Annotated in this window: 10 protein-coding genes and 1 pseudogene; 2 read left to right on the forward strand and 9 right to left on the reverse strand. The window is 63.6% G+C overall.

The annotated features are described in order from the left end of the window. The first annotated feature begins 124 nt into the window (after positions 1 to 124). Entirely contained in the window at positions 125 to 1,876 is a 1,752-nt protein-coding gene (locus G7067_RS10630) for a glycerol-3-phosphate dehydrogenase/oxidase (protein WP_166324102.1), read from the forward strand. Then, the gene (gene glpK, locus G7067_RS10635; RefSeq protein ID WP_166324105.1) at positions 1,869 to 3,395 is read left to right on the forward strand and encodes a glycerol kinase GlpK; all 1,527 of its coding nucleotides are present in this window, start codon (positions 1,869 to 1,871) and stop codon (positions 3,393 to 3,395) included. Before G7067_RS10630 ends, glpK begins: the two co-directional genes overlap by 8 nt. A gap of 160 nt (positions 3,396 to 3,555) precedes the next feature. Here the strand turns inward: glpK and G7067_RS10640 are convergent, their stop codons facing one another. The 9 genes and pseudogenes from G7067_RS10640 to mnmA all read right to left on the reverse strand — a co-directional run bounded on the left by G7067_RS10640 (position 3,556) and on the right by mnmA (position 12,647). Further along, a complete protein-coding gene (locus G7067_RS10640; RefSeq protein WP_166324108.1) occupies positions 3,556 to 4,134 on the reverse strand; it encodes a DUF2165 domain-containing protein in 579 nt (192 codons plus the stop codon). Positions 4,135 to 4,181: 47 nt separating this feature from the next. Next, the gene (gatB, locus tag G7067_RS10645; RefSeq protein ID WP_166324111.1) at positions 4,182 to 5,696 is read right to left on the reverse strand and encodes an Asp-tRNA(Asn)/Glu-tRNA(Gln) amidotransferase subunit GatB; all 1,515 of its coding nucleotides are present in this window, start codon (positions 5,694 to 5,696) and stop codon (positions 4,182 to 4,184) included. Next, the gene (gene gatA / locus G7067_RS10650) at positions 5,696 to 7,231 is read right to left on the reverse strand and encodes an Asp-tRNA(Asn)/Glu-tRNA(Gln) amidotransferase subunit GatA (protein ID WP_166324114.1); all 1,536 of its coding nucleotides are present in this window, start codon (positions 7,229 to 7,231) and stop codon (positions 5,696 to 5,698) included. The genes gatB and gatA overlap by 1 nt, the downstream gene beginning before the upstream one ends. Further along, positions 7,232 to 7,567, reverse strand: coding sequence for an Asp-tRNA(Asn)/Glu-tRNA(Gln) amidotransferase subunit GatC (gene gatC / locus G7067_RS10655; protein WP_166324117.1), 336 nt, complete (start codon positions 7,565 to 7,567; stop codon positions 7,232 to 7,234). A gap of 121 nt (positions 7,568 to 7,688) precedes the next feature. Then, positions 7,689 to 7,967 (reverse strand): type II toxin-antitoxin system RelE/ParE family toxin, encoded by a 279-nt coding sequence (locus G7067_RS10660; protein ID WP_166324120.1) that lies wholly within the window; start codon positions 7,965 to 7,967, stop codon positions 7,689 to 7,691. Continuing rightward, the gene (locus tag G7067_RS10665) at positions 7,964 to 8,233 is read right to left on the reverse strand and encodes an antitoxin of toxin-antitoxin stability system (protein ID WP_166324123.1); all 270 of its coding nucleotides are present in this window, start codon (positions 8,231 to 8,233) and stop codon (positions 7,964 to 7,966) included. Before G7067_RS10665 ends, G7067_RS10660 begins: the two co-directional genes overlap by 4 nt. A gap of 89 nt (positions 8,234 to 8,322) precedes the next feature. Continuing rightward, the gene (locus G7067_RS10670; protein WP_425280678.1) at positions 8,323 to 9,003 is read right to left on the reverse strand and encodes a DNA-3-methyladenine glycosylase I; all 681 of its coding nucleotides are present in this window, start codon (positions 9,001 to 9,003) and stop codon (positions 8,323 to 8,325) included. Between the two features lie 126 nt (positions 9,004 to 9,129). Further along, a pseudogene (ligA, locus tag G7067_RS10675) lies at positions 9,130 to 11,461 on the reverse strand (NAD-dependent DNA ligase LigA). A gap of 1 nt (position 11,462) precedes the next feature. Next, complete coding sequence (gene mnmA / locus G7067_RS10680; RefSeq protein ID WP_244301075.1) at positions 11,463 to 12,647, reverse strand: tRNA 2-thiouridine(34) synthase MnmA; 1,185 nt, start codon at positions 12,645 to 12,647, stop codon at positions 11,463 to 11,465. Positions 12,648 to 12,695: the final 48 nt, after the last annotated feature.

Raw genomic sequence — 12,695 nt, forward strand, 5'->3', positions numbered from 1 at the left:
ACCCCACCGACATCGTGTTTTTCGTGGTGATTCTGCTCCATTTTTTGTCGCATTGTCCGAGGCCTCCGCTAGCGTTGTAGACAAGAGTTCGTTCACGCCATATTCGCAAGAAAGCGGGAGCCCGATGAGTAAGTCACGATCCACGGTCGAGCAACTTCGTGAGCGCCCGAGCGCTGATGTTCTCATCATTGGCGCGGGCATCAACGGTATCGCTACGTTTCGAGAGTTGGCACTGCAAGGCGTCGATGTGGCGCTGGTGGATCGAAACGACTACGTGTCAGGGGCATCCGCGGCCTCCAGCCACATGGTGCACGGCGGGGTCAGGTATTTGGAGAACGGCGAGTTCCGGCTGGTGCGTGAGGCCGTACAGGAGCGCAATCGCCTGATTCGCAATGCTCCCCACTACGTGCGCCCGTTGCGCACCACGATCCCGATCTTCAAGACCTTCTCGGGGATCCTCACGGCTCCATTCCGTCTATTAATCACCCACGGTCGCGGCAAACCCCGTGAGCGCGGCGCCTTTCTCATCAAAGTCGGGCTGGTGCTGTATGACACGTTCTCGCGGGGCGGTGGCCGGGTGCCTCGCCACCGCTTCCGTGGCCGCAACCGGTCGCTCCGCGAGCTTCCGCGCCTCAACCCGGCGATTAAGTACACGGCGACCTATTTCGACGCTTCCATGCACGATCCTGAGCGCCTCGCGCTCGACGTCCTATACGACGGCGTAGCTGCTGGGGCAAACCCTTCGGCCCCGGCAGCGGAGGCAACGGCGCGCGCGGCAAACTATGTCTCCGCGGTGGGCTTCGAAGACGGCGCCGTGACCCTTCGCGACGAAGCCTCAGGAGAAGAGTTCGCCTTCACCGCTGGGCTGATCATCAATACCTCCGGCCCCTGGACCGACCTTACGAATACGGCGCTCGGGCAACCATCCCAATACATGGGCGGCACCAAGGGCTCACACATTGTGCTCGACCACCCCGAGCTGCTTGAGGCAACCGCCGGGCGCGAGATGTTCTTCGAGCACTCCGATGGCCGCATCGTGCTGATCTATCCGCTGAAGGAGCGCGTGCTCGTGGGCACCACCGACATCAACGCGGATCCGCGCGAGGCGAGCGTCTGCTCCGACGACGAGATCGACTACTTTTTCGATCTGATCCCGCACGTGTTTCCGTCCATCTCTGTCGACCGTTCGCAGATCGTCTACACCTTTTCCGGGATCCGCCCACTCCCCAAACACGACGAAACATTGCCCGGCTTTGTGTCGCGCGACTACCGCATCGAACAGGGCTGGATCGGCGGGGTGCGGACCCTGAGCCTCGTGGGCGGCAAGTGGACGACGTTTCGCGCGCTCGCCGAACACTTGGGCGACACGGCACTAGAACTACTCGGCGCTTCTCGTTTGGTGAGCAGTCGGAACACCGTAATTGGCGGCGGCGCAGGTTTCCCGCGCGACCGTGCATCGCGGCGCATCTGGATCTCGCGAAACGCCCACGGGCACGATCCCGAACTCGTGTCGCGCCTACTCGATCGCTACGGCACAAAAGCCTCCGATGTGCTGACTGCGCTTCCGGCCAAGCCGCACGCGCTCGCATCGGCCCCGGGCTACTTCGTTGAAGAGCTCGCGCACCTGGCAGGAGCAGAACATGTCGTACACCTCGATGATGTGATGTTGCGTCGCACCTCAATTGCGTTCGTTGGTGGGGTAACCCAAGAGACGCTTGAGGAGATCGCCGCGGCGGTGGCCCCCGTGCTCGGCTGGGATGCCGCGATGCAGAAGACCGAGGTCGACCGAAGCGCGATGATCCTGCGCGCGGCCCACCGTGTGGATCTTAACGGCGCGGGCCCCGCCCCCATCGAGGGGGAGGTCCCCCATGTCTGATTACGTCATTGCCATCGATCAGGGCACTACTTCAACCCGGGCGATCATCTTCGATCGGGCGGGCAGGATCGTGTCGGTCGGCCAAAAGGAGCACGACCAGATCATGCCTCGGGCCGGATACGTGGAGCACGACGCCGTGCAGATCTGGCAAAACGTGCAGGAGGTGATCGGTACCGCCCTCGGCAAGGCAGACACGACCGACCGCAACATCGCCGCCATCGGGATCACCAACCAGCGCGAGACGACGGTGGTCTGGGATCGCCGCACCGGGGTCCCGGTGTCCAATGCGATCGTGTGGCAGGACACCCGCACCCAGCCCGCCCTCGACACGCTCGCGGAAGGCGGCGGCGCGGATCGCTTCAAACGAATCACGGGGCTCCCCCTGACGAGCTACTTTTCGGCGTCGAAGATCGCGTGGATCCTCGACAACGTTGCGGGTGCCCGCGAGCGAGCTGAGGCCGGGGATCTCCTCTTTGGCACCACCGACTGCTGGATTCTCTGGAACCTCACGGGCGGTGTCGAGGGCGGAGTGCACGTCACCGATGTCACCAACGCCTCGCGCACTCTCCTGATGGACCTCGAAACACTGAACTGGCGCGATGATCTGCTTGAGGTCTTCAATATTCCGCGTTCAATGATGCCCGAGATCCGTTCCTCCTCAGAGGTCTACGGCGAGGCCGAATACTCCTCGCTATTGCGCGGCGTTCCCGTCGCCGGAATCCTCGGTGACCAGCAGGCAGCTACCTTCGGCCAGGCGGCCTTCAATGCCGGTGAGTCGAAGAACACCTACGGGACAGGCTGCTTCCTGATGTTTCAGACGGGTAAGGAGATCGTGCACTCGCAGAACGGTCTCATCACCACCGTCGGATTCAAGCTGGGTGACGGCCCCGCCCACTATGCACTCGAGGGCTCGATCGCGGTGGCGGGGTCGCTGATCCAGTGGCTGCGGGATCAGCTCGGCCTGATTCGTTCTGCGGCGGAGGTTGAGCAGCTCGCGGTTTCCGTGCCCGACAACGGCGGGGTGTACGTCGTACCGGCGTTCTCCGGACTGTTCGCACCCTACTGGCGCCCGGATGCCCGCGGGGCGATCGTCGGGCTCACCCGCTTCTCAAATCGCGGCCACATCGCGCGGGCGGCGCTCGAGGCGGTCGCCTTCCAGACTCGCGACGTGCTCGATGCGGTCAATGCTGATGTCTTGGCGTCCGGCGGTGCCCACCTCACCGAGCTGCGCGTCGACGGCGGCATGGTCGCAAACAATACGCTGATGCAGTTCCAGGCCGACGTGCTGGGCGTTCCCGTCGTGCGCCCCCAGGTTGCCGAGACGACCGCGCTCGGGGCGGCCTACGTCGCGGGACTCGCGGTTGGTTTCTGGTCGGGGCTCGATGAGCTGCGCGCGAACTGGCGCGAGGATCGCCACTGGCTCCCCGTGCAGGGCGCGGCCGAGCGCGAGCGCCAGCTCCGCCTGTGGCGGAAGGCGGTCACCAAATCGATGGACTGGATCGACGAAGACTCCGCGTGATGCACGGCGCCGCCCCGGCCGCGTGCACGCAGTAGCGTGCGCGCCGAAACTTGCGCGCAATAGCCTCCGCGCAGAAACATGCGCGCAGTAGCGTGTGCGCAGATTGTTCTTATGCGCACCCATAACAACAATCCGCGCACACACGGCGTCGAGCTCGGCTCTATCGAGCCACAGCCCCAGCTTTCTGCCACCCTGGGCTCGGGAGGTGCAGCAACACGAGGCCAATTCCCGCGAGCATCGCGTTGCGGATCGCGGGATCGAGTCCATTCCATTCAGTCGAGCGCCACATTTGGAACCACTCCCCACCCACGGCGATAAAGCCGCCTGCGAACAGCAGCACGATCAACACCAAGCCGAGGCTCGCCCAGCGCCTGGCACGAGCAAAACTCGCCGCACCAAAGATTGCACGCATGAAGTCGACAAAGGCGATGATCAGAATGATCGCGGCGAGCGACTCGATCACGATCACCCCAATGTAACCAAGGTTCCAAAGCACGGGGTTATCGATCGCTCGCCACATCACCTCGGGATCAAGCCCCTGCCCCGCGGGCTGGCCAAAGTTCGTGGTGTCCATCGATAGAACGTGCTGCACAAAAGCGAAATTCGTTCCGTAGTCAGTGATGTTGCCGAGCGCCACCAAAAAAATATAGAGCGCATTGACAAAGACAAAAACGGCGGCAGCGAATGGGAGTGAGCCGAGCTTCTTCCAGCCCTGTTCCCCAGTGGTGTGAGTATCCATACGGTCAGAATAACCCTCACCACCGGGGAACGACAAACAGAATTCCGCTACTGGGCGGCGCGCTCCAGCACGAGCTCGCGCACGCGCGCAGCATCAGCCTGGCCGCGCATCGCCTTCATCACAGCGCCGATCACCGCACCGGCGGCCTGCACCTTGCCGTCGCGGATCTTTTCGAGCACATCGGGCTGCTCAGCGAGCGCCGCATCAATCGCTTCGATGAGCGGGCCATCATCCGACACGATCGCGAGCCCACGCGCGGCCACGATCTCCTCGGCGCTCCCCTCACCGTCGATGATCCCCTGGATCACCTGGCGGGCGAGTTTGTCGTTGAGCGTGCCTGCGTCGACAAGTGCGACCAGCTCAACGAGCTGGGCGGGCGCCATGAGATCCGTGGCGGGAACAGAACGCTCGTTCGCGATACGGGCAATCTCGCCCGTCCACCATTTGCGGGCGGTCTGCGGCGGTACACCGGCTGCGACCGTGGCTTCGATCGTTCCCACCAGTCCAGCATTGACGACGTCCTGGAACTCCAAGGCTGAGAACGCCCACTCCGCTCGCAGACGGCGGCGACGCAGGGTCGGGTGCTCGGGTAGAGCCGCGCGCAGCTCCTCCACAAATTCGCGCGTGGGCGTAAGTGGTGCGAGGTCTGGCTCCGGGAAATAACGGTAATCGTCAGCGTCAGACTTCGGGCGGCCCGGCGAGGTCTCGCCCGTGTCCTCGTGCCAGTGACGCGTCTCCTGCGTGATCGTGCCGCCGTCAGCCAGGATCTGGGCCTGTCGCTGAATCTCAAACCGCACCGCACGCTCGACCGAGCGAAGTGAGTTCACGTTCTTCGTCTCCGTGCGCGTGCCGAGCACGGCCATCCCGGCGCCCTCGTTGCCGCGGGGCCGCAGCGACACGTTCGCATCACAACGCAGGTTGCCACGTTCCATGCGGGCGTCAGAGATGCCGAGAGCAACAACCAGATCCCGAATCGTCGACACGTACTCGGCCGCAATTTCAGGAGTGTCCGCCTCGCCGCCAAAGATCGGGCGGGTCACGATCTCTACGAGTGGCACACCCGCGCGGTTGTAATCGACCAGCGAGTACTCGGCGCCCTGAATGCGCCCGGTGGCGCCTCCCACGTGGTTCAGCTTGCCGGCGTCCTCCTCCATGTGTGCGCGCTCGATCGGCACGTGCACGATGCGGCCGGAGGCGAGCTCGATCTCGACCGAGCCGTCGTAAGCGATCGGATCGTCAAACTGCGAGATCTGGTAGTTTTTCGCCATGTCGGGGTAAAAGTAATTCTTGCGGGCGAAACCGGAGAGCTCCGCGATCTCGCAGCCGAGCGCAAGGCCCAAGCTGATCGAGTAGCGCACGGCTTGCTCGTTGACCACGGGCAGCGCGCCGGGCAGGCCGAGGCAGACGGGGGTGAGGTTGGTGTTCGGCTCTGATCCGAACACGTTCGGCGCCGAGGAGAACATCTTGGTGCGAGTGTTCAGCTCGACGTGCACCTCAAGCCCAATCACGGGCTCAAAAAGTTCGAGCGCCCGCTCATAGTCCATCACTTTAGTCTTCGCCATTAGCGTGCCGCCTTTCCGGTGGATGCGCCCGCAAGGGAGGGGGTCTGCGCCCAGAACGGTGTTCCGTCTCGTTCTTCAATCAGTCGTTCGATTGCGGCACCGGCGCGGTAGAGCCTGGCGTCTTCGAACGCGGGTGCCATCAGTTGCAGACCCACGGGCAGTCCGTCTTCTGCGGCCGTACCGATCGGCAGGCTGAGGCCCGGGATCCCCGCCAAGTTGGCCGGGATCGTGGTGGCATCGTTAAGGTAATCCTGCATCGGATCGCCCGAGTGCTCGCCAAGCTTCCACGCAGTGGTGGGAGCGGTCGGCGAGGCAATGATGTCGACCCGCTCGAAAGCGCTGGCGAAGTCACGCTGAATCAGCGTGCGGACTTTCTGCGCGCTGCCATAGTAGGCGTCGTAGTAACCAGCTGACAGAGCGTAGGTGCCCAGGATCACGCGCCGCTTCACCTCGGCGCCGAAGCCGGCCGCGCGGGTCGCGCTCATCACGCCCTCGACGGTGCCGCCGCCGTCAGGTGTCACCCGGAGCCCGAAGCGCACCGAGTCGTACTTTGCGAGGTTACTCGAGGCCTCAGCGGGCAGGATCAGGTAATACGCGGCCACGGCGTACTCGAAGTGAGGGGCCTCAATCTCAACAATCTCAGCGCCCTGAGCCGTCAGCAGCGCGAGCGATTGTTCAAAACGAGCCTTCACTCCGGGCTGCACTCCGTCAAGCATGAGCTGCTTCACAACGCCGACGCGAAGTCCGCGCAGTGAATCAGTTGCGGCGCCCTCACGAGCGGCCCGGGCCATCGACGGCCAGGCGAAATCGAGGGAGGTGGAGTCGTGGTGGTCGTGGCCCGCCACGACATCGTGCAGCAAAGCCGTGTCGAGGACCGTGCGCGCGCAGGGACCCACCTGGTCCAGGGAAGAGGCCAGCGCGATCGCGCCGTAGCGGCTGACGCCACCATAGGTTGGCTTCGCGCCGACCGTGCCGGTGAGGGCAGCGGGCTGACGGATCGATCCGCCCGTGTCGGAGCCGAGCGCGAGCGGTGCTTCAAAGGCACTTACCGCCGCAGCCGAGCCGCCGCCGGAGCCGCCGGGCACCCGGTCAAGCTGCCAGGGATTGCGCGTCGGGCCGTAGGCGGAGTTCTCGGTGGAGGATCCCATCGCGAACTCGTCCATATTGGTCTTGCCGATGGACACCAGGCCCGCGGCACGAGCTTTCGCCACGGTGGTCGCGTCGTAGGGCGACATGTAGCCCTCAAGGATCCGCGATCCCGAGGTCGAGGGCATGTCGGTTGTGACGAGCACGTCTTTCACCGCGAGCGGCACCCCGGCGAGCTCGCCAAGCGTCTCGCCTGCCGCACGCCGCTCATCGATCGAACGCGCGGCCGCGAGCGAAGCCTCCGCGTTCGTTGCAAGAAAGGCATTGACCTGGCCATCGACGGCCTCGATCCGGTCGAGGTGCGCGCGCACGGCTTCTTCCGAAGACACCTCGCGGGCGGACAGCTTCGCGGCAAGCTCGGCCGCGGTCAGCTGAATCAGCTCAGACATCTACTGCTCCTCCCCCAGAATAGAAGACACGCGGAACATGCCATCACTCGTCTCGGGCGCGTTTGCGAGCGCCTCCTCGCGCGTCAGCACATCGGCAATCACGTCCTCACGCATCACGTTGTTGAGCGGCAGCGGGTGGCTGGTCGCGGGCACATCGGCCCCAGCGACTTCGCTCACCTTTGCAATATTGGTGAGGATCGAGCCGAGTTCGGTTGTGAGGCTCGACACCTCGGCCTCGGTAAGTGCAATCCGGGCGAGACCTGCGAGATGCTGCACGGTCTCCGCCGTGATCTCGCCGTTCGCTCCGGTGCGGACTGCCGCACTGGTTTCAGGCATGCTGCTCCATCGATGAAGTGGGTCGGTGAACCTCACCATCCTATCGCTGATGCTTGCGACGGGGGGTTCTCTGAGAAGCCCGAGGTGTCACAGCAGGAGGCAGGACAGCGCGTTCAAGTGGCTACTGTGCAGGCCAGAGCCTTGAGGTGTGCGTGATGGCGAGCACCGAGATCGTATCGTCAACAACTTCATAGACGATTCGATAGTGGCCTACCGGGAAGAGGTCACGTGTTCCCCGGACAAGACCGGGGCGTCCAAGCAAGGGATTCCCGCAGAGGTGCTCGAGAGCATCTGCGAAGGCTTGGTCGACACGAATCGCGGCCGCTGGATTCTCTGCAGCGAGATAGTCCCAGATCGCAATACGATCCGCGCGGGCCTCTGCGCTCCAGAGGAGTCTCACACTGCGGCGTTCCGGCGGTCGGCGAACTCAGCCTCAATGCTGGGCGAGTCAATGCCTCCACCCGCGACGAGTGAAGCGCGCGCAAGCTCCACCTTCTTCGTGAGAAAAGACTGATACTCACGCTCGCTGCGCTGGCGCTCAACGTAGTCTCGCATAAGTTCTCGAGCGATCTGCGAAGCTGGACGATGCACCGCCCGCGCCTCCTCCACGAAGCTATCCCGGAGTTCTTGTTCGAGCTTCATAGTAAATACGGCGCTCTTGCTCACAACGACCTCCTACGATTCGGTATGTACAGAGTATCACCAACGTTCATACCGCTAATTCGTGCCGACAAGGCTTCCAGGTAGGGACGCGCTCATGACCCCACCCTCGTGCCGTCAGTGTTCCACAGGCCGGAGCAGCCGCGGCGGTGACTGCCGAGGAGGTGCACGTCGACCATACCGATCGCGGTCATCAGCGCGTAGATCATCGTCGGCCCGACAAAGGTAAAGCCGCGGCGCTTCAACTCTTTGGATAGCGCGAGGGCTTCCTCCGAGGTGGTGGGCACCTCGCTGTCATCGCGGGGAACGGGCGAGACGTCCGGCTGAAACGACCAAATCAGCTCAGAAAACTCGGTCCCACTCTCTCGCAGACGCTGCACCGCGCGCGCATTCTGCACTGTCGCCTCGATCTTGCGCCGATTGCGAATGATCCCGGTGTCGAGCATCAGAGCGTCCACCCGCGCCGCATCAAACTCAGCAACCCGGTCGACCTCAAAACCCGCAAATGCGGCCCGAAACCCCTCGCGTCGTCGCAGAATCGTGATCCAAGACAGTCCGGCCTGAAACGACTCAAGCGCGAGCCGCTCGAACAACCCGGTCTCGTCTCGGACGGGCATGCCCCATTCGCGGTCGTAGTAATCGCGCAGCAGCGGATCGGTATTGGCCCAGCCCGCACGAATCAACATTCTCGATTCAGTTTCGCGCGGAGATTCGGCATCGGTGTCGGCTGCGGTGCAGGTTTCGGTGTTCGTGATGAGCTCGGTTGCGGGCGGCATATCGTCCCCTTCTCAGTGCCGGATGCGTGTGAACATGGAAGTTTTCACGTCCCAACATTACGCAAAAGGAGCGCGAAGAAACCAGATAAGCAACATCTGTGGATAACTTTGATTCCCAACACCCGCTCACAGGACGGGAGGAGTCAGCTCCAAAGCATCGGGTCCCTCGGTCACGAGCACCGCGAACTGCGAAGCGTCTAGCACCGGGATCCCGAGCTCTTCAGCCTTGCTCAGCTTCGACCCAGCACCCGGTCCGGCCGCCACAAAGTCGGTCTTCTTCGAGACACTCGATGCGGCCTTGCCGCCCGCCTGAATGATGGCTTCCTTGGCCCCGTCACGAGTGAAGCCATCAAGGCTTCCCGTAGCGACGATCGTGAGGCCAGCAAGCACGCCCCCCGCCGCCACCGCAGCGCCGGGACCCGGATGACCGGGGTGAACCAGCGCACACCGGCCTCGGCCCATTGATCCACGATCTCCCGATGCCACTCCTCGTCAAACCATTCGGTGAGCGCGTAGGCAATGGTATCTCCCACGCCCTCAACCTCCGAAAGCTCTGCAACGGAAGCCGCACGAATCGCGTCAAGAGAACCGAACCAGTCAGCGAGCGCCCGCGCCGCGACCGGCCCAACGTGCCTGATATTGAGGGCGACAAGCAAGCGCCACAGCGGTTTGGTCTTCGCCTTCTCAAGCTCCGCGAGGAACGTCTCTGCGTCCTTTGACGGCGTCACCACCCGGTGATCCTTCCGCAGGCCCGCCGCACGCCGCTCACTCGGGCTGAGCCCCTCGGCCTCCGGCGGATACTCGAACGAAACGCGCTGAAAAGGCGCACGCCGCACATACTCTCCTGTCGCCTCGTCAACGCGACGTTCGCCGGTCTCGCTGTCACGCACGATGACCTCGATCGGCACCAGTTCCTCAAGAGTGAGCGCGAAGAGCCCGGCCTCTGTTTGGAGTGGCGGAGTCTTGGGCACCTCTGGCTGAGTGAGCGCCGCGGCCGTAATCTCGCCGAGCACCTCGATATCGAGTGCGCCGCGCGATCCGATGTGTTCCACGCGCCCTCGGACCTGCGCAGGACAGGCCCGCGCGTTCGGGCAGCGCAGATCGATGTCGCCCTCTTTCATCGGGCGCAGTGTCGCGCCACACTCTGGGCAGTCGGTCGGCATCTGCCATTCAAACTCGCTGCCGTCGCGGCGCTCAATCACCGCGCCCAGCACCTCCGGGATCACGTCCCCGGCCTTTCGCAACACAACGGTGTCACCGATCAGCACGCCCTTCGCCTTGACGACCTGCTGATTGTGCAGCGTTGCCTGGCGCACGGTCGATCCCGCGACCTTCACAGGTTCCATCACCGCGTAGGGTGTTGCCCGTCCGGTGCGTCCAACGCCCACGCGAATGTCGAGGAGGGTGGTGTGCACCTCTTCCGGCGGGTACTTGTAGGCGATCGCCCAGCGCGGGCGCGACTCGTCTGCCCGAGTTCAGCGTGCAGCTCAAATTCGTCCACCTTCACTACGATGCCGTCGATCTCGTGTTCGACATCGTGCCGATGCTCGCCGCGATCGGCAATGAAGCCGACGACCTCATCAACGGTCTCGAACACCCGAGAGTGCGGCGACACCGGAAGCCCCCACGAAGCGAGCAGTGCATAGGCCTCAGACTGATTGGTGAACTCCGGGTGAGACCAGGCACCGATCCCGTGCACGTAGAGCGACAGCCGCCCCAGGCGGTCGCGCATCAGTTCAAGTTCGGTTTCGGTTTTCTTGTCGGCGCGCTGCCTCAGGCTACCCGCGGCGGTGTTGCGGGCGTTCGCAAACTCCGGGTAGCGCACGGGGATCGCATCCGCGTCGCGGCCCTTCGAGAGTTGCTCAGCAACAAAGCCAGCCTGCAACTGATGCTGCCGATCGTTGAGCGCCTCAAAATCTGCGCCGCGCAAAAAGACCTCACCGCGAGCTTCGAAAAAATCGGGGATCCCCTCACCCCTGAGCTGGCGCGGGATCACCGGGATCATGTCAACGTTCTCGGTAATATCCTCGCCGATCCGGCCGTCGCCGCGAGTGGTCGCCGTTTCGAGTACACCGTTGCGGTAGGCGAGACTGATCGCAAGTCCATCAATTTTGAGCTCGGTAAGCCAGCGCACAGGGCGCCCAGCAGCCAGGCGAGTCTTCTCAGCCCACTCCCGAAATTCCTCGAGAGAAAAGACGTTGTCGAGGCTGAGCATCCGCTCCGCGTGTTCGTGCTCGGGGAAGCCGGCAGAAACAACCGCGGCACCCACCTCCTGCGTGGGGCTGTCTTGCCCGCCAAGCTCCGGATACAAGCGTTCGAGAGCCTCGAGTCGGTGAAACATCTCGTCGTACTCTGCATCAGAGACGAGGCTCGTAGCCTCAGAGTAATATGCGACGCGCAGCCGCTCGATCTCCGCGGTCAAGCGCTCCGCCTCGGCCCTCGCCTCGTCGAACGTCATTTCAGACAGCTCGCTCACGCCGCCTCCCCCGCGAAATAGCCCCGGCCGCAACGGCACGGTCAATGGTGAATTGCCCGAGCACCCGGCTGCCCGAGTAGAGCACCGCGGTCTGGCCGGGCGCAACGCCCAACAACGGCTCAGACTGATTGAGGTCAATGTCAACGACGATCTCGTGAGTTGCGCCGTCGCGGTGCAACTCAGTGCGTTCCTCGTCAAGAATCGGCTGCAGGCTCGCGCGGGCGGGCACAGGATCGGCATGCGCACGAATCTGCACGTCACAGTCGAACCACTCGGCGACATCAAAGCCCGGATCCCCCGCCCAGCTAAAGCGGCCGCCGGCGACTCTGCCGATCGCGAGCTGATGTTTCGGGCCGACCACCACCTGGTTTGAAACGGGGCGGATCGACAGTACGTACCTGGGCTGACCATCCTCGGCGGGGCGGCCGAGTTGAAGCCCCCGGCGCTGCCCGACGGTATAGCCGTGGGCGCCATCGTGGCGGCCGACAACCTCGCCTGTTTCATCAAGAATCTCACCAGGTTCACGGTGAAGGTGGGAGGAGAGCCACCCCCGGGTATCGCCGTCCGGGATAAAGCAGATGTCGTGGCTGTCGGGCTTCTGCGCCACTTGCAGACCACGGTCGTCTGCCTCGGCACGCACGAGCGCCTTCGACGGCGTGTCTCCAAGAGGGAAATAGCAGTGGGCAAGCTGGCGCTCCGTCAACACCCCGAGCACGTAGGACTGATCCTTCGCCCAGGAGCTTGCACGGTGCAGCTCGCGACCCCTCGGGGTATCAATAACCTTGGCGTAGTGGCCGGTAGCAACAGCATCGAAGCCAAGCGCGATGGCCTTGTCGAGTAGGGCAGCAAACTTGATCTTCTCATTGCAACGCATACACGGGTTCGGTGTGCGGCCGGCCGCGTACTCGGCAATGAAGTCGTCGACCACGTCTTCCTTGAATCGTTCGCTGAGATCCCAAACGTAGAAAGGGATCCCGAGCAAGTTGGAGACGCGCCTGGCGTCCATCGCGTCCTCGATGGTGCAGCAACCGCGGGATCCTGTGCGGATCGTGCCAGGCATTCGGCTCAGCGCCAGGTGCACACCAACAACCTCATGGCCCGCATCTACAGCACGGGCCGCCGCTACCGCGGAGTCGACTCCCCCGCTCATTGCCGCAAGAACTTTCACGCAGACAGCCTAGTGCCCCGTGTCGCAAATTCGCTTCACATATCCCGG

Source organism: Leucobacter insecticola, assembly GCF_011382965.1.
GTDB lineage: Bacteria > Actinomycetota > Actinomycetes > Actinomycetales > Microbacteriaceae > Leucobacter > Leucobacter insecticola.

Excerpts from the sequence above, each read along its gene's own strand:
- G7067_RS10670 (WP_425280678.1), bottom strand. The coding sequence starts at position 9,003 with ATGCCGCCCGCAACCGAGCTCATCACGAACACCGAAACCTGCACCGCA.
- gatB (WP_166324111.1), bottom strand. The coding sequence starts at position 5,696 with ATGGCGAAGACTAAAGTGATGGACTATGAGCGGGCGCTCGAACTTTTT.
- G7067_RS10640 (WP_166324108.1), bottom strand. The coding sequence starts at position 4,134 with ATGGATACTCACACCACTGGGGAACAGGGCTGGAAGAAGCTCGGCTCA.
- gatA (WP_166324114.1), bottom strand. The coding sequence starts at position 7,231 with ATGTCTGAGCTGATTCAGCTGACCGCGGCCGAGCTTGCCGCGAAGCTG.
- glpK (WP_166324105.1), top strand. The coding sequence starts at position 1,869 with ATGTCTGATTACGTCATTGCCATCGATCAGGGCACTACTTCAACCCGG.
- gatC (WP_166324117.1), bottom strand. The coding sequence starts at position 7,567 with ATGCCTGAAACCAGTGCGGCAGTCCGCACCGGAGCGAACGGCGAGATC.
- G7067_RS10630 (WP_166324102.1), top strand. The coding sequence starts at position 125 with ATGAGTAAGTCACGATCCACGGTCGAGCAACTTCGTGAGCGCCCGAGC.